21 protein-coding genes are annotated in these 21341 nt (G+C 70.4%); 18 read left to right on the plus strand and 3 right to left on the minus strand.

Annotated features, from left to right (window positions below; translation table 11 throughout):
- The first annotated feature begins 30 nt into the window (after positions 1-30).
- The 8 genes from glmM (at position 31) to E1202_RS10735 (ending at position 6013) form a co-directional block, all read left to right on the plus strand.
- Complete coding sequence (glmM, locus tag E1202_RS10710; protein WP_132682607.1) at positions 31-1365, plus strand: phosphoglucosamine mutase; 1335 nt, start codon at positions 31-33, stop codon at positions 1363-1365.
- Positions 1366-1416: 51 nt separating this feature from the next.
- Positions 1417-1578 (plus strand): hypothetical protein, encoded by a 162-nt coding sequence (locus E1202_RS31380; protein ID WP_165943817.1) that lies wholly within the window; start codon positions 1417-1419, stop codon positions 1576-1578.
- Between the two features lie 7 nt (positions 1579-1585).
- Positions 1586-1708 carry a hypothetical protein gene (locus E1202_RS32575; RefSeq protein WP_268952313.1) on the plus strand — a complete coding sequence of 41 codons (123 nt, stop codon included), beginning with the start codon at positions 1586-1588 and terminating at the stop codon, positions 1706-1708.
- Positions 1709-1791: 83 nt separating this feature from the next.
- Positions 1792-2007: a hypothetical protein gene (locus tag E1202_RS31750; RefSeq protein WP_207918550.1), complete on the plus strand. Its 216-nt coding sequence runs from the start codon at positions 1792-1794 to the stop codon at positions 2005-2007.
- A 40-nt stretch (positions 2008-2047) separates the two neighbouring features.
- The gene (locus E1202_RS31755) at positions 2048-2320 is read left to right on the plus strand and encodes a hypothetical protein (protein WP_207918551.1); all 273 of its coding nucleotides are present in this window, start codon (positions 2048-2050) and stop codon (positions 2318-2320) included.
- Between the two features lie 150 nt (positions 2321-2470).
- The gene (locus E1202_RS10725) at positions 2471-2782 is read left to right on the plus strand and encodes a hypothetical protein (RefSeq protein ID WP_132682609.1); all 312 of its coding nucleotides are present in this window, start codon (positions 2471-2473) and stop codon (positions 2780-2782) included.
- Entirely contained in the window at positions 2782-5382 is a 2601-nt protein-coding gene (locus tag E1202_RS31760; RefSeq protein ID WP_132682610.1) for a hypothetical protein, read from the plus strand. The genes E1202_RS10725 and E1202_RS31760 overlap by 1 nt, the downstream gene beginning before the upstream one ends.
- 31 nt (positions 5383-5413) lie before the next feature.
- On the plus strand, positions 5414-6013 hold the full coding sequence (locus E1202_RS10735) for a hypothetical protein (RefSeq protein ID WP_132682612.1): 600 nt from the start codon (positions 5414-5416) through the stop codon (positions 6011-6013).
- A 43-nt stretch (positions 6014-6056) separates the two neighbouring features.
- Here E1202_RS10735 and E1202_RS31765 read toward each other — a convergent pair whose 3' ends face one another.
- Both E1202_RS31765 and E1202_RS10750 read right to left on the minus strand, forming a co-directional pair.
- Positions 6057-6800 carry a hypothetical protein gene (locus E1202_RS31765; protein WP_207918552.1) on the minus strand — a complete coding sequence of 248 codons (744 nt, stop codon included), beginning with the start codon at positions 6798-6800 and terminating at the stop codon, positions 6057-6059.
- 85 nt (positions 6801-6885) lie between these two features.
- Entirely contained in the window at positions 6886-7719 is an 834-nt protein-coding gene (locus E1202_RS10750) for a dienelactone hydrolase family protein (RefSeq protein WP_132682614.1), read from the minus strand.
- 177 nt (positions 7720-7896) lie between these two features.
- On the opposite strand from E1202_RS10750, the gene glmS reads away from it, so the two are divergent.
- The 6 genes from glmS (at position 7897) to E1202_RS10780 (ending at position 14973) form a co-directional block, all read left to right on the plus strand.
- Complete coding sequence (gene glmS, locus E1202_RS10755) at positions 7897-9759, plus strand: glutamine--fructose-6-phosphate transaminase (isomerizing) (RefSeq protein WP_132682677.1); 1863 nt, start codon at positions 7897-7899, stop codon at positions 9757-9759.
- Positions 9760-9801: 42 nt separating this feature from the next.
- Complete coding sequence (locus tag E1202_RS10760) at positions 9802-11325, plus strand: NAD(P)H-hydrate dehydratase (protein ID WP_132682679.1); 1524 nt, start codon at positions 9802-9804, stop codon at positions 11323-11325.
- 166 nt (positions 11326-11491) lie between these two features.
- The gene (gene alr / locus E1202_RS10765; RefSeq protein ID WP_132682615.1) at positions 11492-12643 is read left to right on the plus strand and encodes an alanine racemase; all 1152 of its coding nucleotides are present in this window, start codon (positions 11492-11494) and stop codon (positions 12641-12643) included.
- A 127-nt stretch (positions 12644-12770) separates the two neighbouring features.
- The gene (locus E1202_RS10770; RefSeq protein WP_132682617.1) at positions 12771-13865 is read left to right on the plus strand and encodes an alpha/beta fold hydrolase; all 1095 of its coding nucleotides are present in this window, start codon (positions 12771-12773) and stop codon (positions 13863-13865) included.
- Complete coding sequence (tsaE, locus tag E1202_RS10775; protein ID WP_235878023.1) at positions 13862-14335, plus strand: tRNA (adenosine(37)-N6)-threonylcarbamoyltransferase complex ATPase subunit type 1 TsaE; 474 nt, start codon at positions 13862-13864, stop codon at positions 14333-14335. The genes E1202_RS10770 and tsaE overlap by 4 nt, the downstream gene beginning before the upstream one ends.
- The gene (locus E1202_RS10780; RefSeq protein WP_207918553.1) at positions 14332-14973 is read left to right on the plus strand and encodes a DedA family protein; all 642 of its coding nucleotides are present in this window, start codon (positions 14332-14334) and stop codon (positions 14971-14973) included. The genes tsaE and E1202_RS10780 overlap by 4 nt, the downstream gene beginning before the upstream one ends.
- Positions 14974-15034: 61 nt before the next feature.
- Here E1202_RS10780 and E1202_RS10785 read toward each other — a convergent pair whose 3' ends face one another.
- Positions 15035-15808, minus strand: coding sequence for an IclR family transcriptional regulator (locus tag E1202_RS10785; RefSeq protein WP_132682618.1), 774 nt, complete (start codon positions 15806-15808; stop codon positions 15035-15037).
- Between the two features lie 227 nt (positions 15809-16035).
- Here E1202_RS10785 and aceB point away from each other — a divergent pair, with 227 nt between their 5' ends.
- From aceB to E1202_RS10805, 4 genes are all read left to right on the plus strand, one after another.
- Positions 16036-17622 carry a malate synthase A gene (aceB, locus tag E1202_RS10790; protein WP_132682620.1) on the plus strand — a complete coding sequence of 529 codons (1587 nt, stop codon included), beginning with the start codon at positions 16036-16038 and terminating at the stop codon, positions 17620-17622.
- A gap of 64 nt (positions 17623-17686) precedes the next feature.
- Positions 17687-18931 carry a DUF6986 family protein gene (locus E1202_RS10795; RefSeq protein WP_132682621.1) on the plus strand — a complete coding sequence of 415 codons (1245 nt, stop codon included), beginning with the start codon at positions 17687-17689 and terminating at the stop codon, positions 18929-18931.
- Between the two features lie 332 nt (positions 18932-19263).
- A complete protein-coding gene (locus E1202_RS10800) occupies positions 19264-19965 on the plus strand; it encodes a protein phosphatase 2C domain-containing protein (protein ID WP_132682622.1) in 702 nt (233 codons plus the stop codon).
- 243 nt (positions 19966-20208) lie between these two features.
- Positions 20209-21312, plus strand: coding sequence for an alcohol dehydrogenase catalytic domain-containing protein (locus E1202_RS10805; RefSeq protein WP_132682624.1), 1104 nt, complete (start codon positions 20209-20211; stop codon positions 21310-21312).
- Positions 21313-21341: the final 29 nt, after the last annotated feature.

Genomic DNA, 21341 nt, shown 5'->3' on the forward strand with positions numbered 1-21341 from the left:
GGTCGCAGACACGAGGAGGACTTGCTGCTGATGGCTCGGTTGTTCGGCACCGACGGTGTGCGCGGTTTGGCCAACGGCGATCTCACGCCGGAACTGGCGATGTCGGTGAGCTCGGCCGCCGCGCGCGTGCTCTACGACCGGGACGACTCCCGGCGCCGGGTGGCGCTGGTCGGTCGTGACCCGCGGGCCAGCGGCGAGATGCTCGAAGCGGCCGTCGTGGCCGGTCTGACCTCGGCGGGTGCCGACGTCCTGCGCATCGGGGTCCTGCCGACCCCGGCGGTGGCCTACCTGGTCAAGGAGCTGGGCGCCGATCTCGGCGTGATGATCTCCGCCTCGCACAACCCGATGCCCGACAACGGCATCAAGTTGTTCAGCGCGGGCGGCAACAAGCTCCCGGACGCGATCGAGGACGAGATCGAAGCCCGCCTCCACGAGCACGTCGAGCGCCCCACGGGCGTGCGCGTCGGGCGCGTCCGCGACGTCCCGGACGCCCTGCGCCGCTACACCGACCACCTGCTGATCGCGGCACCGTCCCGGCTCGACGGCATCAAGATGGTCGTCGACTGCGCCAACGGCGCCGCCTCCGAAGCGGCTCCCGACGCCTACCGCCGCGCCGGTGCGGAGGTCGTGGCCATCAACGCCGAGCCCGACGGCCTCAACATCAACGACGGCGTCGGCTCCACCCACCTCGACGTGCTGCAGGCCGCGGTGCTCGAGCACGGCGCCGACCTGGGCATCGCCCACGACGGCGACGCCGACCGCTGCCTGGCGGTGGACGCCTCGGGCGATGCCGTCGACGGCGACCAGATCATGGCGATCCTCGCGGTCGCGATGTGCGAATCCGGCGAGCTGGCGGACAACACGCTGGTCGCGACGGTCATGAGCAACCTCGGTCTGCACCTGGCGATGCGCGAGCACGGCGTGTCCCTGCGCACCACGGCCGTCGGTGACCGCTACGTGCTGGAGGAGCTGCGCTCGGGCGGTTACTCGCTGGGCGGCGAGCAGTCCGGTCACGTCGTGCTGCCCGGCCACGCCACCACCGGTGACGGCCTGCTGACGGCGCTGCGCCTGATGGGCCGCGTCTCGGCGACCGGCACCCCGCTGGCCACGCTGACGAAGGTCATGCGCCGGCTGCCGCAGGTCCTGGTGAACGTGCGCGTCGCCGACAAGGCCGCGGCCGTGGTCGCCCCCGAGGTGACCGCCGCGGTCGCCGACGCCGAGGTCGAGCTGGGCGAGACCGGCCGGGTCCTGCTCCGCCAATCCGGCACCGAGCAGCTGGTCAGGGTCATGGTCGAGGCGTCCAGCGAGCAGAACGCGCAGGACATCGCGGACAGACTGGCAAAGATCGTTTCCGCTATTCGGTGATCTTTGTGATGTGAGTCTCCACAGGGCCTCGATCTGTGAGACCCTGCTCACATGGGTGCCATCGTCGTCGCCATAGTTGTCGGTCTCATCGCCGTCGGACTCGTTGTCGGGATCATCGCGCTGGGCGCGCTGGTGCTCGGAGCTCTCAAGGCTGTCAACGCAGCCCACGAGGGCCGTTCCTGGTACGTCAACCGACGTCATCACAAGGTGTGAGAATCCGATGCGCCTCCTCGGCGACCTCTGGACGATCCTGATCGTCCCGCTCGTCTGCATGCTCCTGGGCGCGCTGATCTTCGCGGTCGTCCTCGCCCAAGGCTGGGGCCTGCACACGCTCGTGCACTGAACGCCGTCCCGTCCGCCGCCCGCGTTCGGTAGGTTCGCGGTGCGATCACGGCTGGACGGAGGCGGAGCGCAATGGTTCTGACGATGACGTTGTTCGGGCTCGTCCTCGGTGGTGGGCTGGGCTTCCTCGTCGGGTTCCTGGTGTTCCGCGACAAGGGGCAGGCCGGTCACGGCCAGCAGCCGCAGTTCGCCCAGCCCCAGCAGTGGCAGGCCACTCCGCCGCAGCAGTGGCAGCAGGCGCCGCCGCAGCAGTTCCCCCCTCAGCAGGGCTTCGGCCGGCCGCCCCGCCCGCCCCAGTGACCTGCGCGGTCGTCAGCGTCGTCACCACCGGAGGAAAGCCTTGCTCTCAGCTGTCATCGTCCTGCCCGTCGGATTCGGGATCGGGTTCCTCATCGCATTCCTGATCTTCCGCAAACGGCCAGTTCAGCAGGGCTACCCACAGCAGCCGCAGCCCTGGGGCCAGCAGTACCCGCAGCCTCCGCAGCAGTGGGGTCAGACGCCGCAGCAGCCGCAGCAGCAGTGGGGGCAGGTGCCGCCGCAACAGCAGTGGCAGCAGCAGCCTCCCCAGCAGCAGTACCCGCCGCAGCAGGGCTACGGCCAGCCGCACCCGTGACCCCTTCGCGGATGCAAGTACCTCCTCCGTTTCAGCCTCTCAGCCGCGCAATCCTGCGAAGATGAGGAACCAGACAGTCTTGGTTCACGTCGGAACCTGTGCTTGAGCGCCGCATGAGCGACGGCGGGTTCCTTTGATGGAGGGGGAAGGGTGACCGGGTTCGGGGCAAACGCCGGTGAGTTCTCATCGGCAGGTGGAAGCATTCGCGCTGCGGCGGATCCAGTCCGCGATCAGCACAGCAAGAACATCGCCGACATGGGGATGGGGCAGGCCGACTTCGGCAAGGCCCATGGCGAGAACTTCCAGCCCTACGACCAGGCGATGAAGAAGATCTCCAAGTGCGTCGCGAGTCTCGCCGACGGCATGGACGACTTCGCCGGGAAGCTGGAGAAAACCGGCTCCGGCTACACCTGGTCCGACGCCGACGCGGCTAACACCGTCGGAAAATCCGGGGGTAACTGATGTCGGACGAGAGCCCGAAGTGGGAAGACGTCAAGAAGCTACTCGACGACCCCAACGTCTCTGACGATAAGAAGCGTGAGCTGACACTCGCCTACGCCCAGAACTCCGACGAGATCTGGGGCAACGGCATCAATGATGAAGTTGAGCCCTACCTCGACAAGTACGACGACGGCATGTGGCGCGTCGGAGGGGAGGGTTTCCTCGAAGACCCCGTCGACAACCTCAATGAGTCTTACAAAGACGCCAAGGGCGAGTCTGACACGGCCGCGAAGGCGGAACAGCAGCACGACCAGGCCGTCAAGGACGGCAAGGGCAAGCTCGACGACGTCCAGCGCAAGTCCGAGAACGGCGAGAACGGCGGGGCCGGCGCCAAATCAGGCGACGAGCTGCTCGACGCGGGCAAGCCGGGGCTGAGGTTCTTCGAGCGGTGGGTGCCGCTCTACGAGAAGATCGAGAACGACTACGGCGACAAGAGCAAGGTTCCGAAGCTCGACAAGCTCAATGAGCACTACGACGAGCAGCGGCAGCTCAACTTCGACAAGTTCGCCAAGAACATCGAAGACCTCAAGAGCGCCGAAAAGGGCATGCGCGAGTCCGTGCAGACCATGTCCGACAAGCTCGGAGGCTTGTGGAAGGGCTGGACCGGTGGCGCGTCGGACGCCTCGCAGGACTTCTTCTCGTCGAAGTTCACGCCGACAGCGCAGGAACGTGTGATCCAGACGGTCAGCGACGCCGCTTCGACCACGCAGGACACCGTGAAGGCCGTGTCGAAGATGATTCGCGAGAAGGCCAACGCCGCGCTGGAGCTCGACAAGTTCTCCGAGCGCATCGGTGAGAAGGCGGAGCAGGACTGGGACACCACCATCACGGTGGCGAACGACACCGAGGACGACACCACGCTGCGCAAGGCCTGTCAGATCTGGGGAATCCCGATCGAGGAAGATTGCGGTGACTTGTCCGACGCAGCTCGGGACAAGATCAAACAGGAGTGTCACAAGGTCGTCCGCCACACCTTCGCGAAGCAGGTCGAGGACACCTGCGCGGGCTTCGTGAAGATGTGCGAGGACACCAAGAAGAACATCAACGACGCGTGGAAGAAGCTCAACGACGAGTTGGGCAAGGCCGAGGAGAACCCCTTCCAGAACCCGGGGCCGGCCGACAAGGGCGGCGACCAGAAACCCGGTGGCCAGCAGCAGCCCGGAGGCCAGCAAGGCGCTGGTGGCGCCGGCAGTGGCGGCGGGGCCGGTGCGGGAGCCGGCGGTGGCGCTGGTGCGGGGGCAGGTGCAGGCGCTGGCGGGGGTGCCGGTGGCGGTGCCGGAGCCGGTGGTGGTGCGATGCCTCCCACTCCGGAGATGCCCAAGCCTCCGGAAATGCCGGAAATGCCACAGGTTCCCGGCATGCCGGGCCAAGGCGGGCCGGGCGGGCCCGAGGGCGAGAAGGTGACGCTCGGCGAGGGTCAGAACGCCGTGACCGTCCAAGAGCCGGGCGCGTACGGCAAGACACAGGTCCAGCTGACCGGGCCGGACGGCCAGCCCAAGACCTACGCGGTCGACTTCGGGCAGGGCCAGCCAGGTCAGATGCCCGGCCAGCCAGGAGCGGCGCCCGGCGGTGTGCAGGCGATGCCCGCTCCCGCGCCGGGAGCACCCGCTCCGGGTGGCCCGCAGCCGATTCCTGTCCAGGCGGGACCGGACGGACGCGCCGTCATCCACGAGGGCGACCGCACCATCACCCTGGAACAGGGGCCCGGCGGTGAGACGAAGGTCAGCGTCGACAACGGCGGGGGTCAGCCCCCGCTGAACCAGACGATCGACTTCGGTGACGAGCCGCAGCCGCCGAACCTCGGTGCGCCAGGTTCTCCGGCAGGCGGCGGGGTCATCGGTGGTCCGTACCCGGCCGAGCCGCCGCAACCCGGAGTCCCGCCGGTGGAGCCGGGTGTTCCCCCGGCTGAGCCCGTCGCTCCGGCCGCTGCCGTGCCACCACCCGCGCCCGATCTCGCGGGGCCCGGTGCGGCAGGTGGTTTCACGACGATGCCTGCGCCGGACACCAGCGGTTTTGGCGCGATGCCCGCGGCGGGCACCAGCGGTTTCACCACCATGCCCGCGGCGGACACGACCGCTGAGCCGGTTCCGGGCTCCCCGGCCGCGACCACTGCGCAGGCCGCGGGCGTCGCTTCGTCGGCGCCTTCCGGCGATGGCGTGCAGAACTCCTTCGGGAGCATGGCGGGAAACCTCTTCGGTGATGCCCCGGACGCGGCGTCTCCCGCGAACTCGGGTTCCAGCGGTCTTTCATCGCTGGGCGGCGGCGATCCAGCCGGAGGTGCGGCACAAGGCGCGGGTTCGACAGGTCTTTCCTCGTTCGGCGGTGATCCAGGCGCGGGTGGCCAGTCAGGTGGCTCGCAGAGCGGTCAGGGCGGTTCCTCCGCGATGGGCGGCGGAATGATGGGCGGCATGATGGGTGGTGGTCAGGGTGGCCAGCAGGGCGGCGACCAGGAGCGCACCAATGCCAGCCCGTGGCGGACCGAGGGCCAGCTCTTCGACGACGGGGTGGATGCGTCGAACGTGCGCTTCCGCTCGGTGCTGGGTGAGGACCGGGACAAGTGAGCCTGGTGGATACCGGTGAAGGAGTGCAGCGGTGACCGCGATCAGTGAGAACGCCAAGGCGTTCCGCAACGCGATGGAGGGCCTGGCACGGGAGAACTCGGCGAGCGTCCGCGCCGTCGAGCAGAACTGGGCCGACTCCGCGAAGGCCGCCGACAAGTCCGCGCAGGAGACCACGGAGAAGGGCCAGAAGCTCGTGGAGCGCATCCGCGAGCGGGCCGAGAACCTCCGTCGCGCAGACGAGAAGTCTGGCGTGCAGGAGATCTCGGTGGGCGAAGAGCCGGAGACCGTCGACGCGGATCCGGAAGTGGAGCGGTTCTCGCAGGAGCTCTACGCAAGTCAGAAGAGCGAGGTGGAGGACGCCGCCGCGACGACCGCGCAGTCGGCGGAAGTCACGGAGCAGCAGGGGAATTCCGGTTCGCAGCAAGGGAACTACAGCCAACCGGCACCGCAGCCTCCTGCGCCGGACAGCAGGTGGAACGTGCAGGCAGGCCGTTTTGGCCGCCGGAACGAACAGCAGCCGGCTCCGCCACCTGCCGCGCCGAAACCGCCTGCTCCGCCCAAGCCCGCCCCGCGTCGGAGGCCCGCGTTCGACGATGACGAGGACTACGAGAACCAGAGCTGGTTGCGCTGAGCGCGTTGTCGGGCCGTGATCCGCTGGATCACGGCCCGAAGTGTCACTGCTGCGGATAACCGCCAGGAGGCTGCTGCTGCGGGTATCCGGGCTGCTGCGGGTAGCCGGATTGCTGCGGGAAACCGGGCTGTTGCGGATAGCCGGGCTGTTGCGGGAAACCCGGCTGCTGTTGCGGGTAGCCGGGTTGGGGATATCCACCGGCCTGCGCGAGCGGGGCCGCAGGTGTTCCACCGGGCTTGGGTTTGAGCGAGTTGCGCACGATCGGCAGGAGGGCGAGAACGGTGACGACCGCACCAGGAAGGAAGGTCGCCCAACCGGCGAAGGTCAGGAGCGCTTCGGCGATCGTGTCCTCCTGCTCCATGTTCATCATGCGGAAGACGATGAGCCGCACCAGGTTCGCCAGCAGCAGGATGGTGCCGCCGAGCAGGACGAACGGCGAGATCCAGAGCCGAAGGATCAGCAGAACACCACCGGCGATCAACGCCAGACCACCGGTCGCGCACAGCAGGATGTTGAGCAGGTTGTCGATGCCGTCGAAGAAGATGTAGATGCCGGCGATGATCGCGATGGCTGCAGCGATGATGCCGATGATGCGTCCGGCGTTGGCGCTCTGCGGCTGTTGTGGATGGCCCTGCTGCGGGTGGGGCTGCTGTGGATAACCCTGTGGATAACCGACCTGCGGTTGCGGATGCGCAGGTTGCTGGGGGTATGCCTGCTGCTGCGGATAGCCCTGCTGGGGGTATCCCGGCTGCTGAGGCTGGCCGTACGGGGGCTGCGGGGGCGTCATGGTGCCTGATTGTCGCGCACCCTCTGACCGCTGTGGGCGAGATCCGCACCGAGAGCTCGCCGCGGCGAGAGCGTTCGGGGCAGCTCTAGGCGGCGAGTTTTCCGTGGGTGTTGACCTGGTCGATGGTGGCGCCCTTGATGTTCTCGTTGAGCAGCAGGTCGCCTCGGCGGTCGTTGGCGAGGGCGCGGAGGAAGAACGCCGTGAGCAGGCCCTTGGCGATGCGCTGGGTGTGGTACTCCGGCTTGCCGTGCAGCAGGAGCTGGGTCCAGTGCACACCTTCGGTGAACCCCAGGTGGGTGGCCTTCTTGATGGTGCGCATCTGCACCGGCCCGCCCCAGGCGCGCGAGATCGGCTCGGCGTTGGCCACCGGGGGTGTCAGCAGGTCTTCGCCCGCGGCGAGGTGCAGGGCGGGGGCCTTGACCTTCGCGGCCGCGTCGAGGGCCGACGGGAGGGTCTCGGCCGCTGCCAGCGTCGCCACGGCCTTGATGCGCGGGTCTTCGGCCGCGGCCAGGACCGCGCAACCGCCGCCCATGGCGTGACCGGCCGCGCCGAGCTTGGTCGGGTCGACGCTGATCCGGCCGTCGCCGAGCCGGACCCCGGCGGCGATGTCCAGCGCGGTGCGCATGTCCTCGGCGTAGAGCCGGTGGGAGGCCAGCGGGCCGCGGTGGGTCGCCGGGGAGACCACGACGATCCCCCAGCTGGCCAGGTGCCTCATCAGGGCCAGGTAGCGGCGCGGCGGCTGCAGCAAGCCGTGCCCGAACACGACCGCCGGCAGGTTCGTCCCCGTGCGCGGGGTGCAGACGATGCCGGGCAGGCCGACCAGGGCCAGGTCGCCGTGCAGCACGTCGTGCGGGCCACGACGGGACAGCTCGACGAACGCGTGCTTCGCGGAGGGCAGCTTCTTGGCTTTGCGCGCCATGGTCGACAACGGTAGCGGATCTACGCCGACGCGCGCGTTGTGAGCTCGCAGCCGTGATCCGATCGCTCCGCGGTGCCGGGCGGGTGGATCTCCGCGGCTCCGCGAGCCCGCCGGAGCGACGTGGGTCACCCGGGCTCCGTCATGTTCCGTTCGGCCGGAATGGCTACCCTGACTCGCGTGTGCGGCATCGTGGGTTACGTAGGACATCGCCAGGCGCTGGAAGTCGTGCTGGGCGGACTTCGGCGACTTGAGTACCGGGGTTACGACTCGGCAGGCGTGGCGCTGCTCGACGGTGAGGGCGGCCTCGCGGTGGAGCGGGCGGCCGGAGCGCTGTCGAACCTGGAGAAGAAGCTCGCCGAGAGCGACGGCTCCCGGTTCGAGGGCAACGGCGGCATGGGACACACCCGGTGGGCGACCCACGGTGCACCCACCGACCGCAACGCCCACCCCCACCGGGACTCGGCCGGCCGCGTCGCGGTGGTGCACAACGGCATCATCGAGAACTTCGCCGCGCTGCGGGCCGAGCTGGAGTCCGACGGCGTCGAGATGGCCAGCGAGACCGACACCGAGACCGCCGCGCACCTGGTGTCCGCCGCCTACGCGGCAGGACCGACCGCCGGTGACCTCACCGCCAGCGTCTGCGCCGTGGCGCGACGCCTCGAAGGCGCGTTCACGCTGGTCGTGACGCACGCCGACGAGCCGGGCACGATCGTCGCCGCCCGTCGTTCCTCCCCGCTGGTGGTGGGTGTCGGCGAGGGCGAGCACTTCGTGGCCTCCGACGTGGCCGCGTTCATCGAGCACACCCGCGACGCGGTGGAGCTCGGCCAGGACCAGGTCGTCACCATCACCCGCGACGGCTACCGGGTCAGCGACTTCGACCACACCGAGGTCGAGGCCAAGCCGTTCCGCGTGGACTGGGACCTCTCGGCCGCCGAGAAGGGCGGCCACGACTACTTCATGCTCAAGGAGATCGAGGAGCAGCCGGAGGCGCTCGCCGACACCTTGCGCGGGCACTTCGCGAACGGCCAGATCGTCCTCGACGAGCAGCGGCTCACCGAGCAGGACCTGCGCGACATCACCAAGGTGTTCATCGTCGCCTGCGGCACCGCCTACCACTCGGGCCTGCTGGCCAAGTACGCCATCGAGCACTGGTGCCGCATCCCGGTCGAGGTCGAGCTGGCCAGCGAGTTCCGCTACCGCGACCCGGTCCTGGGCCGCGACACCCTGGTGGTGGCGATCTCGCAGTCCGGTGAGACCGCCGACACCCTGGAGGCGGTGCGGCACGCGCGGACGCAGCGGGCGCGGGTGCTGGCCATCTGCAACACCAACGGCGCGCAGATCCCGCGCGAGTCCGACGCGGTGCTCTACACCCACGCGGGCCCGGAGATCGGCGTGGCCGCCACCAAGACCTTCCTCGCGCAGATCGCGGCGAACTACCTGGTCGGGCTGGCCCTGGCGCAGGCTCGCGGCACCAAGTACTCCGACGAGGTGGCGCGCGAGTTCGACGAGCTCGCCGCGATGCCCGAGGCCGTGCGCGAGACGCTGTCGACCGTCGACCAGGTCCGCAAGCTGGGTCAGGAGCTGGCCGACTCGAAGGCGGTGCTGTTCCTCGGCCGCCACGTCGGTTACCCGGTGGCGCTGGAGGGCGCGCTCAAGCTCAAGGAACTCGCCTACATGCACGCCGAGGGCTTCGCGGCCGGCGAGCTCAAGCACGGCCCGATCGCGCTGATCGAGGACAAGCTCCCGGTCGTGATCGTGATGCCGTCGCCGACCGGCCGGGCGCTGCTGCACGCCAAGATGGTGTCCAACATCCGCGAGATCCAGGCGCGCGGCGCCCGCACGATCGTCATCGCGGAGGAGGGCGACGAGGAGATCAAGCCCTTCGCCGACGAGCTCATCACCATCCCGGCGGTGCCGACGCTGCTGCAGCCGCTGGTGTCCACGATCCCGCTCCAGGTCCTGGCGGCGGAGATCGCGCGCGCTCGCGGTTACGACGTCGACAAGCCGCGCAACCTCGCCAAGTCCGTCACCGTCGAATGACACCATCCGGGAACGGTTGACCGTTCGGCGAGAGGGCTCGTGATGCAGGGCGTGTGGACTCCTGACCAGATCCGGGGTGCCGAGCAGCGGTTGTTCGCGCGGACTCCCGAGCCCGCCGTGATGCGCCGGGCGGCCTACGCGGTCGCGGGGCAGTGCGCCCGGATGCTGGCCGATCAGACCGGTGGTGTCGCCGGTCGGCGGGTCGCGTTGCTGGTCGGGGCCGGGAACAACGGCGGCGACGCCCTGTGGGCGGGCGCGTTCCTGCGTCGGCGCGGGGTCGGGGTGACGGCCGTGCTGCTGGCACCGGGCAAGACCCACGAGGCCGGGCTCGCGGGGCTCCGCCGCGCGGGAGGCCGGGCGGTCGCCGCCGAGGGGGCCAACGCCGACACCTCCGGGATCGGGGCCGAGGCCGCCGACGCGCTGGAGCGAGCCGACCTGGTCATCGACGGGATCGTGGGCCTGTCGGCGCGCGGGCCGTTGCGCCCCACCGCCGCCGAGCTGGTGCGCCGGGTGCTGGTGCCGATCGTGTCCGTGGACCTGCCCAGCGGCGTCGACCCGGTGAGCGGAGCCGTGGAAGGGCCTGCGGTGTCGGCGGATCTGACCGTGACCTTCGGCGGGCTCAAGCCCTGCCACGTGCTCGGGGCCGGGGCGGTGCGCTCCGGTGAGATCACCGTCGCCGGCATCGGCATCACCGGGGAGCTGCCCGAACCCGAGATCGCGCTGCTCGACGCCGCCGAGGTCGGCGAGGAGTGGCCGATCCCCGGCCCGGCGGACGACAAGTACAGCACCGGAGTCGTCGGCATCGCCGCCGGTTCGGCGACCTACCCGGGCGCCGCGGTGCTGGCGACCGGCGCCGCCGTGCAGGCCACGGCGGGGATGGTGCGCTACGCCGGTCCCGCCGCCGACGAGGTGCGCATCCGCTGGCCGGAGGTGGTGGCCACCGGTTCGGTCGGGGACGCCGGACGGGTGCAGGCGTGGGCGGTCGGACCGGGCATCGGGCTCGGCGCGAGCGGTCGTGAGGTGCTGCGCTTCGTCCTGGAGTCGGGGCGCCCGGTGTGCGCCGACGCCGACTCGATCACGATCCTGGCCGACGACGAGACCACGTGGGACTCCCGCGATCCCGACGCTCCGCTGGTGCTGACCCCGCACGCCGGGGAGTTCGCGCGGCTGGCCGGCGAAGGTCCGGGTGTGGACCGGGTCTCGGCCGCCCGCGAGGTCGCCGCCCGCTACGACGCGTTCCTGCTGCTCAAGGGCAACACGACGGTCATCGCCGCACCCGATGGGCGGGTCGTGGTCAACGACGCCCGCCAGGCGTGGCCCGCCACGGCGGGTTCCGGGGACGTGCTCACCGGGCTGATCGGCGCTCTGCTCGCGGCCGGTGTCGAGCCGCTGCGGGCCTGCGGTCTCGCCACCCACGTTCACTCGTTGGCGGCCGAGCTCGCCGCCCACGGAGCCGCCGGTGACGGACCTCGGTCCGAGGCCGGAGCGCCCATCGGCGCCTCCTCGTTGCTGGCCGCGGTTCCGCACGCCATCCGCGCGGTTCGGGACGCCGCTCTGCCCTCCTGACGCGAGGTGCCCGTTCGAATTTCGCGCGAAGTTCGAACGTTTTCCACTCGATGGTGGGAAGTCGCGTGGGTGTGTGCGGTCGCCTGCGTCTCGTCAGTGCGTTGAGCTGCGCAAAGGCGATGTGGGGCGAAGGGTGGGATGCCGGATGTGGGACCATGGGCCAGCCATGAGTGACCAGCACGCGTACCGCGCCGACCTGCGGATCGACGTCGACGCGATCCGCCACAACGTTCGGGTGCTGGCGGGTCGTGCCGAAGCGTCCGGTGCTCGGACGATGGTGATCGTGAAGTCCGACGGCTACGGCCACGGCGCGCTCACCGTCGGCAGGGCGGCTCTGCAGGCCGGGGCCGACCGGCTCGGCGTCGCCGCGATCTCCGAAGCGCTCCAGCTGCGCGAGGGCGGGATCACCGCACCGGTGCTGTGCTGGCTGTTCACCGAGGCCGACGAGTTCGGCCCGGCCATCGCCGCCGACATCGAGCTGTCCGCGTCGTCGCAGGCCACGCTGGCCCGCATCGCCGAAGCGGCCGCCGCGCAGGACCGCGTCGCGCGGGTCCACCTCAAGATCGACACCGGGCTGGCGCGCAGCGGGTGCCCGGCCGAGCTGTGGCCGGCGCTGGTCGAGGCCGCCGCGAAGGCCGAGGCCGACGGGCACGTCAGCGTCGAGGCGGTGTGGTCGCACCTGGCCTGCGCTGACGAGCCCGGCCACACGTCCATCGACATGCAGGCCGAGCGCTTCCACCGCGCCTACGAGCAGGCGCGGGCCGCCGGGCTCGACCCGATCCGGCACCTGGCCAACTCCGCCGCCGTGCTGACCCGGCCCGACCTGCACTTCGAGCTGGTCCGGCCGGGCATCGCCGCCTACGGCCTCGACCCCGTCCCGGAGGCCGGTGACCACGACCTGCGCCCGGCCATGACCTTCCGCTCCTCGGTGTCGCTGACCAAGCGGGTTCCCGCGGGCGAGAGCGTGTCCTACGGGCACTCGTGGACGGCCGGGACGCCCACCAACCTGGCGCTGGTCCCGGTCGGCTACGCCGACGGCGTGCCGCGCAACCTGTCCGGCCGCATGGAGGTGTGGCTGGCGGGCAGGCGGCGGCCGGTGCGCGGCCGGGTGTGCATGGACCAGCTGGTGGTGGACTGCGGCGACGACGACGTCTCCGAAGGTGACGAGGTCATCATCTTCGGCACGGGCGATCGGGGAGAGCCGACCGCCGCCGAGTGGGCCGACGAGCTCGGCACGATCCACTACGAGATCGTCACCGGCATGTACCGGCCGCGGGTGACCAGAACGGTCGTGGACTCCGAACTGGAGGTGCCATGACCGAAATGAGTCGTTTCGCCCAGATCAGCGCCCGGGAAGTGGGGCGCAGCACACAGAGCGCTGTGCAATCGGGGCTGCGTTCTGTAACGATCTTCACGTTCCGCCGCCGGAGCCGAGTGGAGGCGACGTGAAACCGGTGTGGCAGGCATTGGCCTGGACGAGCGGGGTGATCGGGGCAGCGGTCACCGGCGCCGCCGTGGGTGTGGCCGCGCACAGCACGCGTGCCGCGGTGCAGCGGAAGGGTGAGGACGCCTTCGTGGAAGAACCTCTCGGCAGGCTCCGCCCCGACCGGCACTCCACCGTCGCCGCCGACGACGGGGTCCCGCTGTCGGTGCAGGAGATCGGCCCCGCCGCAGGCGGCGATCCCGCGCTGACCGTGGTGTTCGTGCACGGCTTCGCGCTGGACTCCCGCTGCTGGCACTTCCAGCGCCGCGACCTGCCCGAACTGCTCGGGCCCAAGGTGCGGCTGGTGCTGTTCGACCACCGCAGCCACGGCCGGTCCGGCCACTCCAGCAAGAAGAACAGCACCATCGACCAGCTCGGTCGCGACCTCGATGCCGTCTTGCGCGCCGCCGCCCCGCGCGGCCCGATCGCGCTGGTCGGCCACTCGATGGGCGGCATGACGATCATGGCGCTGGCCGAGCAGAACCCCCGGTTGTTCGCCGACCGGGTCCGCGCGGTGGCGCTCGTGGGCACCTCCGCCGGTCAGCTCGGCGAAGCGGGACTGCCGCGCACCTGGCTGTCGCGCGCCAACCCCGTCCCTCGCGGACTCGCGCTGCTGTCCGAGCTCAACCCGGGCCTGGTCGAGCGCACCCGCAAGATGGGCGACCGGCTGGCGTGGAGCATCATCCGCGCGCTGTCCTTCGGGGACCGCAAGGTGTCCCCGGCGGTGGTGGACCTGATGGCCGAGATGATCGGCGCCACCACGGTGGAGGTCGTCACCGACTTCCTCGAAACGATCAGCCTGCACGACCGCAAGACAGCCCTCGCAGCGCTCAACACCTGCGAGGTGCTGGTGCTCAGCGGCGATCTCGACAAGCTCACGCCGTTCACCCCGCACGCCGAGGTGCTCGCCGGTGAGCTGCCGGACGCGACGCTGGTGAAGGTCGAAGGCGCCGGGCACCCGGTGATGCTCGAACGCCCCGAGCTGGTCACCGACGAGATCGTGGCGGTGCTGCGGCGCGCCACCGGGATGAAGTTCAAGAAGGGGACCGGGAGTTGAGCGCCGCGCTGAGAACCGTGGAACTGCCGGAGGAATCCGACACCCTGGAGTTCGGCCGCCGTCTCGGCGCCGTGCTGCGGGCGGGCGACCTGCTGCTCCTCGACGGGCCGCTGGGCGCCGGCAAGACCGTGCTGACCCGCGGCGTCGCGGCGGGCATGGGGGTGACCGGCAGGATCACCTCGCCGACGTTCGTCATCGCCCGCGTGCACCGGCCCGACGGCGACGGGCCCGCGCTGGTGCACGTCGACGCCTACCGGTTGGGCGGGCTCGACGAGATCGACGACCTCGACCTGGACACCGACCTCACCGACGCGGCAGTGGTCGTGGAGTGGGGCGAGGGCTTGGCCGACCAGCTCTCCGACACCCACCTGATGGTGCGGCTGCGGCGTCGCGAGGACGACGTCCGCGAACTCACCCTGGAACCGCACGGCGAGGGCTGGACGGAGCGGCTGGGCGAGCTCACCGGGTGACGGAATTCCTGGCCGGATTCCCCGGTCTGCTGGCGCTCGCGATCGCCGCCGCCGTGCTGTTCGCCGAATCCGGTTTGCTGATCGGTGTTCTCCTGCCCGGATCGGGGACGGTGCTGGCGCTGGGCTGGCTCGCCGGGCAGGGTGCGCTGCCCGTCTGGGCGGCGGCGCTGACGGCGTCGCTGGCCACCATCGCCGGCTGCCAGCACGGCTTCTTCCGGGGAGCTCATCCCGGTGCGCTGAACCGGCGCTTGGTGGACCGGGTCGGCGAGCAGCGCGTGAAGCGCATCGAGTCCGCGATGGACGGACGCGCCGAACCGACCACCGCGATCTCCCAGTGCTTCGCCGTGGTCCGAACCCTGGTTCCCCGCCTCGCGGGCCGCTCGGGCATGCCCCACCTGCGCTTCACGGCCTGCAACGTCCCGGTGGGCGCGCTCTGGGGCATCGGCCTCACCCTCCTCGGCGCCTTCTCCGGTGAGGCGTACACCCAGATCCACACGGCCGTGGGACTTCTCGGTCTTCCCGTCGTGGCCCTCGCCGCGGTGGTCCTCGGCCTGCTCTGGTGGTTCCGTCGTCGCCACGACTTCAGTGGAAACCGGGGGACGGATTTCAGCGGAGATCAGGGGCCCGACTTCCACTGAAATCCGAAGCACCCCTCGGTGAGGTGACTTCGCGTCGGTGAGCGCGGGAGGCCGACCGCGGTCACGCGGTGGCGCTGAGTTCGGTGGAGAGGTCCTTGGCGAGGCGCTGCATGAGCGGGATGACCTCGTCGGTGGTGATCCGCGTCATGCGGCCCTCCGGGCCCGAGATGGAGATGCCCGCGCCCGCCGGGGCGCCCGGGACCGCCACCGCGTAGCAGCGGACGCCGACCTCCTGCTCGCCGTCGTCGATGGCGTAGCCCTGCTTGCGGATGCGGTCGAGCTCCTCGTGCATCGCCTCGACCTCGGTGATGGTCCGCTCGGTCTGCGGGTTCATCGCCGTGCGGGACAGCAGCTGGGTGACCTCGTCGCTGGGCATCGTGGCCATGACCGCTTTGCCCACGGCCGTGGCGTGGGCGTCGACCCGGCGGCCGACCTCGGTGAACATCCGCATCGAGTGCGGCGAGGGGACCTGGGCGACGTAGACGATCTGCGCGCCGTCGAGCACGGCCATGTTCGCCGACTCGCCGGTGACCTCGGTCAGCTCCGCCAGGTACGGCCGCGCCCAGGAGCCCAGCGCGCGGCTGGCGGTCTCGCCGAAGCGGATCAGCCGCGGCCCCAGCGCGTACCGCCGCGAGGGCTGCTGCCGGGCATAACCGCTGTTCACCAGGGTTCTGATGATGCGGTGGATGGTGGGCAGCGGCAGTCCGGAGCGCTCCGCGAGTTCGGACAGCGCGACCTCACCGCCGGCATCGGCCATCAGTTCCAGGAGCTCGAAGGTGCGCTCGACCGACTGCACCCCGCCGCCCTGGTTCGCCCGCCGTGGGCCAGTGGTCATCGCAGAACTCCCTCTCCCGGATCCAGTCGAAGTCTAGTTCGTGGTGCGTGCGCCAGCTCATGTTGCTTTCGACGCTATGTGGAAACTAACATCCACGATGCAGAATTTCATGAGGATGTTCTTCGCTTGTGACGAACCTGCTCGCGGGTGCGCGCCGGCTCGTCACGCGGCAAGGTGAGCCATCAGCCACCGTCTGAAATCCGGCAGCAGAAAGAGGTGGACGATTCATGTCCGAAACGGCAGGGGTGAAGGTCCTCGGCGGCGCCGTCGAGCGCGGCGATGAGATCCTCACCGCCGAGGCGCTGCAGTTCGTGGCCGGCTTGCAGCGCGCTTTCGGCGCGCGGCGCGATGAGCTGCTCGAACGTCGCAAGCAGCGTCGCGCGGAGGCCGCTGAGAAGGGTCGCCTGGACTTCCTCGAGGAGACCAAGCACGTCCGCGAGGGTGACTGGCAGGTCGCCGCGCCGCCGGCCGACATCGCCGACCGCCGCGTGGAGATCACCGGCCCGACCGACCGCAAGATGGCCATCAACGCGCTGAACTCCGGCGCCAAGATCTGGCTGGCCGACCTGGAAGACGCCAACACCCCGCACTGGGACAACGTCGTCTCCGGTCAGGTCAACCTCTACGACCTCGTCCGCAAGCAGATCGAGCTGCACGTCCCGGGCGGCAAGTCCTACACGCTGCGCGACGACGTCACCCACGCGGTGCCGCTGGTGCGCCCGCGCGGCTGGCACTTCGACGAGAAGCACATCGAGGTCGACGGCAAGCCGGTCGTGGCCGCGCTGGTCGACTTCGGCCTGCACTTCTTCCACAACGCCCGTGAGCTCATCAACCGCGGCAGCGGCCCGTACTTCTACCTGCCGAAGATGGAGAGCCACCTCGAGGCGCGGCTGTGGAACGAGGTGTTCACCCACGCGCAGAAGGAGCTGGGCATCCCGCACGGCTCGGTGCGCGCCACGGTGCTGATCGAGACCTACCCGGCCGCGTTCGAGATGGAGGAGATCCTCTACGAGCTGCGGGACCACTCCGCGGGTCTCAACGCCGGTCGCTGGGACTACCTGTTCAGCGTCATCAAGACCTTCCGCGACTCCGACAAGTACATCCTGCCGGACCGCAACGCGGTGACCATGACCGCGCCGTTCATGCGCGCCTACACCGAGCTGCTGGTGAGCACCTGCCACAAGCGCGGTGCCTTCGCCATCGGCGGCATGGCCGCGTTCATCCCGACCAAGGACGACTCCAACGCCGCGGCGATGGAGAAGGTGCACGCCGACAAGAAGCGCGAAGCCGGCGACGGTTTCGACGGTTCGTGGGTCGCGCACCCGGGCCTGGTGCCGATCTGCTTCGAGGAGTTCGACGCGGTCCTCGGCGACAAGCCGAACCAGATCGAGCGCAAGCGCGAGGACGTCAGCGTCACCGCCGACCAGCTGCTCGCCGTCTCGGAGACCCCCGGTGACAAGACCATCGAGGGCCTGCGCGGCGCGGTGGACGTCGGTGTTCGCTACATCGTGTCCTGGCTCGGCGGCAACGGTGCGGCGGCGATCCACAACCTGATGGAGGACGCCGCGACCGCTGAGATCTCGCGTTCGCAGATCTGGCAGTGGCTGCACAACAACGTGCGGCTGGCCGACGGCCAGACGGTGACCCTGGAGCTGGTGCGGGAGATCCTGGCCGACACGGAGAAGGCGCTGCGCGGGGAGGCCGGTTTCCCGACCGAGAACCTCTCCAGCGCGGTGGAGCTGTTCGAGCAGGTGGCGGTGGCCGACGACTTCGTCGACTTCCTGACGCTGCCCGCTTACGAGCAGATCGACTGATTCGTCATCGCGGGGGTGCCGGAGAACTCCGGTGCCCCCGCTTTGGTCTATTGGGAGGGTGCAAGTGGCTGAAACCTCGTTGGACTCCGCTGAGGTCGCTCGACGACTGGCGCGTTTATCCACTGTGGACGATCACACGGCGCGGACCTACCCCGGCGCCAGATCCGACCTGCAACCGGCGCACACCTGCTACGTGCCCGCGGACCGGGTGGACGCGACCGTGCTGCGGTCCTGGTCCGACCAGGCGCTGGCGGCGCTCGACGAGCACGCGGCCACTCCGGCCCGGCTGGCCGAGATCCTGGGCTTGACCCCGGAGATCGCCGCGGCCGTGCACCCCAGGGTGCGGGCGAAGCTGGCCGCTTCTCCCGTGCAGGACCTGCGGATCGACTTCGAGGACGGCTACCGCGCCGATGCCGAGGACGACGACGCCGTGCGCACCGCCGGTGTCGTGGCCGACTGGCTGCGGGACGGGGTGGCGCCGGCGAACTTCGGTCTCCGCGTGAAGTCCTACGACACGCCTGAGCTGCGCGAACGCTCGGTGCGCACGCTCGACCTCTTCCTGACCGCGCTGCTGGCCCGGACCGGCGGAGTGCCGGACGGGTTCGTGCTGACCTTCCCGAAGGTCGTCGACGTCGCGCAGGTCGAGGTGTTCGTGGAGATCCTGGGCCTGCTGGAGCAGCGGTTCGGGCTCACCGAAGGCGCGCTGCGCTTCGAGATCCAGGTGGAGACCACGCAGTCCATCGTGGACTCCGAAGGCCGGTTCGCGCTGCCGCGCTTCCTGCGCGCCGGGGCGGGCCGGGTCACCGGGCTGCACTTCGGCACCTACGACTACACGGCGTCCTGCGGTCTCACCGCCGCCCACCAGCACCTCGCGCACCGCGCCTGCGACTACGCGCGGCACGCCATGCAGGTGGCCGCAGCGGGCACGGGGGTGTTCCTCTCCGACGGCTCCACCAACGTGCTGCCGGTGGGCGACCAGGTCGTCAAGGGCTGGCAGACCCACTACGAGCTGGTGCGGCGCTCGCTGGCGCACGGCTTCTACCAGGGCTGGGACCTGCACCCCGCGCAGCTGGTGACCCGCTACGCGGCGGTGTTCGCGGCCTTCCGCGACTCGGCACCCGCCGAAGCGGCGCGGCTCGCGGCTTACACCGGCACCGGCTCCGCCGAGGTCCTCGACGAACCGGCCACCGCCCGCGCGCTGGCGGCCTCGTTCGTCCGGGCGCTCGACAACGGTGCCACCGACGCCGACGAGGTCAAGGTCCTCACCGGTCTCGCGGAAGCAGACCTCCGGGCCCTCGGACGCCTCTGACCTGCGCTCTCGGCGCGGCGCCGCGCGTCGCGCCGAGAGCTCCGCAGCGGGCGTGGGCGGGTGTGGTCCGAACCGTCCACGATCGACTTCCGGTCGGTTCGGACCAAAACTGCCCGACTCGCGGAGCGATCTGCCCCACCGAACGGCCCGGGCGTTGTTGACTGCGTCGACGACTTCGTGAACTACTTCGCCGATCCCAGCGTTGACGGAGTGACAACGCCGGGTCCGCGCGCTCGCGGAGTCCTCGGAGGAGCGTCGGAAAGCCCTGGCCGACGCCCGTGCGACCTTTCGCCGACACCACGCCAGGGGACCTTCCGAGGAAGGGAACCGCTATGACCAGCACTCTGCTGTCCGGTTCCGCGACGCACGTCGGCGGCCGGGACAACAACCAGGACTCCCTGCTCGTCGCCGAAGGGCTGTTCGCCGTCGCCGACGGCATCGGGGGATTCGTCAACGGCGACGTCGCCAGCAGGCTCGCGCTCGACACCCTGGAGAGCGCCTACGCCGCCGACCCCACGGTCGCCGGACTGCTCGGCGCCGCCCGCGCCGCGAACGAGGCCGTGTGGCTGAGAGCCAACGCCGACGGAAAGTCGATGGGCACCACCCTGGTGGCCGTGGCCATGACCACCGACGCGGGTGCCGTCGCGGTCAACATCGGCGACTCCCGGCTGTACCGGCTGCGCGGCGGGGAGCTCGCGCAGCTCACCGCCGACCACACCGTGCTCGCCGAGCTGCTGCGCAGCCGCGAGGTCAGCGACGACGACGCGCGCAACCACCCGCACCGGCACGTGCTGACCCGGGCCGTCGGCGTCGGCCCCGAGGTCGAGACCGACCACGTCGAGCTGTCCGCCGAAGCGGACGACCGGCTGCTGCTGTGCACCGACGGCCTGTTCAACGCCCTGGAGGACGACGACATCCGGCAGCTGCTGGGCGCCGACGCCGACCCGCAGCGGATCTGCGACCTGCTGGTGGAAGCCGCCCTCGCCGCCGACGCCGACGACAACGTCACGACCCTGGTCCTGGACGTCCGATAAGGGTGTGGCGAAGTGGCGGAGCCACTTTCTCCTTCTGGTGAGCACCTGAGCAACCGGCACCGCCGGGCGTTCTCCAGCGGCTTCGTGGCGAGCACGCCGCGACGCCGTGTATTGGACATACATCAGGAGTGGCGCGCGGAGTCCACGGAGCCGGTCAGGCTCCCCCACCCGCACCGCCAAGCAAGAAGACCGCGGTATGAGCGGGGGCTTGCTCCAACGAGTTCGGTGTGTGGGGATGGGGGCATGGAGATCCGGGGTGCGGTGCTGCAGGAGTGCGGTCGTTCGGGGCCGTGGGAGATGACGAAACCGCTTGCGGTGACCGAGGTCGAGCTCGATGAGCCCGGTCCGGGCGAACTGCTGGTGCGGATGGAGGCCGCCGGGGTCTGCCACTCCGATCTGTCCGTTGTGGACGGGAACAGGGTGCGGCCGGTCCCGATGCTGCTGGGGCACGAGGCGTGCGGCCGCGTCGAGCGCGTCGGTCCCGGCGTCACCGACGTTTCCGCCGGTCAGCGGGTCGTCCTGTTCTTCGTGCCGCGCTGCGAGGAGTGCGAGGCGTGCCAAGCCGGCGGCAAGCGGTTGTGCACGCCCGGGTGGGCCGCCAACGGCGCCGGGACCCTGCTGTCCGGTGAGCGCCGGTTGAGCTGGGACGGACGCGAAGTGCACCACCACTGCGGCGTTTCCGGCTTCGCGACGCACGCCGTGGTCGACCGCCACTCGCTGGTCCCGGTGCCCGACGACGTGCCGCCGGACATCGGTGCGCTGCTCGGCTGCGCCGTGCTCACCGGTGGTGGGGCGGTGAAGAACGCCGCCGCGCTGCAGCCCGGCGAGGACGTGACGGTCGTCGGCATCGGTGGTGTCGGCATGGCCGCGGTGCTGGTCGCCAAGGCTCTCGGCGCGGGCGGCATCACCGTCGTCGACCCCCTCCAGAGCAAGCGCGAACGCGGCCTGGAGCTGGGCGCGACCAAGGCGCTCACACCGGACGAGGCCGTCGACAGCGGGAGCCGCAGCGCCGTCGTGATCGACGCCAGCGGCAACGCCCGGGCGTTCGAGACCGCGGTTCAGGTGACCGCGCCCGCCGGTCGGACGGTGTCGGTCGGCCTGCCCTCGCCCGACGCGCGGGCCAGCATCTCGCCGCTGGCGCTGGTCAGCGAGACCCGCACGATCATCGGCTCGTTCCTGGGAACCGGCCTGCCGCAGCAGGACATCCCGGAGTACGCCGAGCTGTGGCGCGCCGGGAAGCTGCCCGTCGACGAGCTGGTCTCCGGCAGCGTCGGCCTCGACGGCATCAACCACGCCATGGACGAGCTCGCCTCCGGCCGGGCCATGCGCCAGATCATCCGCTTCTGATCCAGCGGCGTTCGGGCCAACCGCCCATC

Source organism: Saccharopolyspora karakumensis, from assembly GCF_004349225.1.
Classification (GTDB): Bacteria; Actinomycetota; Actinomycetes; order Mycobacteriales; family Pseudonocardiaceae; genus Saccharopolyspora; species Saccharopolyspora endophytica.

Coding starts and splice junctions, on each gene's coding strand:
- glmM (WP_132682607.1), top strand. CDS start 31: ATGGCTCGGTTGTTCGGCACCGACGGTGTGCGCGGTTTGGCCAACGGC.
- E1202_RS10760 (WP_132682679.1), top strand. CDS start 9,802: ATGCAGGGCGTGTGGACTCCTGACCAGATCCGGGGTGCCGAGCAGCGG.
- alr (WP_132682615.1), top strand. CDS start 11,492: ATGAGTGACCAGCACGCGTACCGCGCCGACCTGCGGATCGACGTCGAC.
- E1202_RS31765 (WP_207918552.1), bottom strand. CDS start 6,800: ATGACGCCCCCGCAGCCCCCGTACGGCCAGCCTCAGCAGCCGGGATAC.
- E1202_RS31750 (WP_207918550.1), top strand. CDS start 1,792: ATGACGTTGTTCGGGCTCGTCCTCGGTGGTGGGCTGGGCTTCCTCGTC.
- E1202_RS10750 (WP_132682614.1), bottom strand. CDS start 7,719: ATGGCGCGCAAAGCCAAGAAGCTGCCCTCCGCGAAGCACGCGTTCGTC.
- E1202_RS31380 (WP_165943817.1), top strand. CDS start 1,417: ATGGGTGCCATCGTCGTCGCCATAGTTGTCGGTCTCATCGCCGTCGGA.
- E1202_RS31760 (WP_132682610.1), top strand. CDS start 2,782: ATGTCGGACGAGAGCCCGAAGTGGGAAGACGTCAAGAAGCTACTCGAC.
- E1202_RS10800 (WP_132682622.1), top strand. CDS start 19,264: ATGACCAGCACTCTGCTGTCCGGTTCCGCGACGCACGTCGGCGGCCGG.
- aceB (WP_132682620.1), top strand. CDS start 16,036: ATGTCCGAAACGGCAGGGGTGAAGGTCCTCGGCGGCGCCGTCGAGCGC.
- E1202_RS10785 (WP_132682618.1), bottom strand. CDS start 15,808: ATGACCACTGGCCCACGGCGGGCGAACCAGGGCGGCGGGGTGCAGTCG.
- E1202_RS32575 (WP_268952313.1), top strand. CDS start 1,586: ATGCGCCTCCTCGGCGACCTCTGGACGATCCTGATCGTCCCGCTCGTC.
- E1202_RS10805 (WP_132682624.1), top strand. CDS start 20,209: ATGGAGATCCGGGGTGCGGTGCTGCAGGAGTGCGGTCGTTCGGGGCCG.